The 1,319-nt window shown below is 66.6% G+C and carries 1 protein-coding gene and 1 other annotated feature; the gene reads right to left on the reverse strand.

The window, feature by feature from the left end; translation table 11 throughout:
- Positions 1-40 precede the first annotated feature (40 nt).
- Positions 41-1,269, reverse strand: a protein-coding gene (locus VQ02_RS30390; protein ID WP_157080876.1) for an IS3 family transposase whose coding sequence is annotated in 2 segments (ribosomal slippage) — positions 41-975 and positions 975-1,269 — 1,230 coding nt in all. Because the reading frame shifts where the segments join, the coding sequence is not laid out codon by codon here.
- Positions 872-988: a sequence feature (AL1L pseudoknot), on the reverse strand. It overlaps the preceding gene by 117 nt.
- Positions 1,270-1,319: the final 50 nt, after the last annotated feature.

The following is a 1,319-nucleotide window of genomic DNA, read 5'->3' on the forward strand; positions in this document are numbered from 1 at the left end:
CTGAACCGCTCCGGGATTTTCGGAGGCTGATTGGCTTGGGTCAGGCGGCCAGGGCTTGGTCGCCGACGTGAGCATGATAGCGCGCTTCGGCCTCGGCGGGAGGGACGTTGCCGATGGGCGCGAGGAGGCGACGGTGGTTGTACCAGTCGACCCACTCCAAGGTGGCGTACTCGACGGCCTCGAAGGAACGCCACGGGCCACGCCGGTGGATGACCTCCGCCTTGAACAAGCCGTTGATCGTCTCCGCCAAGGCGTTGTCGTAAGAGTCGCCGACGCTGCCGACCGACGGTTCGATCCCTGCTCCAGCCAGGCGCTCGGTGTACCGTAGAGCCAAGTATTGCGAGCCGCGGTCCGAGTGGTGCACCAGCCCGCTGCCCTGACCAGGACGACGCTCGTGCAGGGCCTGCTCCAGAGCATCCAGAACGAAGCTCGCATGAGCGCTACGTGAGGCCCGCCAACCGACAATGCGCCGGGCGAACACATCGATGACGAACGCCACATAGACGAAGCCCGACCACGTCGCCACGTAGGTGAAGTCGCTCACCCACAAGGCATTCGGCCGGGGAGCCTTGAAGTGGCGGTTGACCCGATCGAGCGGGCAAGCTGAGGCCGGATCGGGGATCGTGGTGCGTACGGTCCTGCCACGCACCACCCCCGCCAAGCCCAATCGGCGCATCAGCCGCGCCACCGTGCAGCGAGCGGCCACGATCCCCTCCCGGGCCAGTTGCCGCCAGATCTTCCGCACGCCGTAGACGCAGAAGTTGGCCTCAAACACGCGCTGGATCTCGATCATCAAGGCCGCGTCGCTGCGGGCACGAACCGTCTGCTTCTCGGGATCGGCACGCCGGGCGGCATGCAGGTAGTAGGTTGACGGGGCGATCGGCAGCACCCTGCAGATCGGCTCGACCCCGTAGACCTCCCGATGATCGTCGATGAAGCTGATCATGGCCGCGACCGGCGGTCGAGCTCCGCCATGGCGAAATATGCGCTCGCCTTGCGCAGGATCTCGTTGGCCTGGCGCAGCTCGCGAACCTCTCGCTCCAGCGCCTTGATCCGCTCGCGCTCGTCCGTCGTCTGGCCGGGTCGCACACCTTGATCACGCTCGGACTGGCGCACCCAGTTCCGCAGCGTCTCGCCCGAGCAGCCGATCTTGGCCGCAATCGACTGGATCGCCGACCACTGCGAGCCGTGCTCGCCCTCGTGGTCGCGCACCATCCGCACCGCGCGCTCGCGCACCTCGGGGGAAAACGGGGCTGTTCGCTTCGTCATGGCTCCATCCTCTCAGAAGTTGGAGCCTCCGGGAAACCCGGAGCGGTTCA

It is taken from the genome of Methylobacterium variabile (assembly GCF_001043975.1).
Taxonomy (GTDB): domain Bacteria; phylum Pseudomonadota; class Alphaproteobacteria; order Rhizobiales; family Beijerinckiaceae; genus Methylobacterium; species Methylobacterium variabile.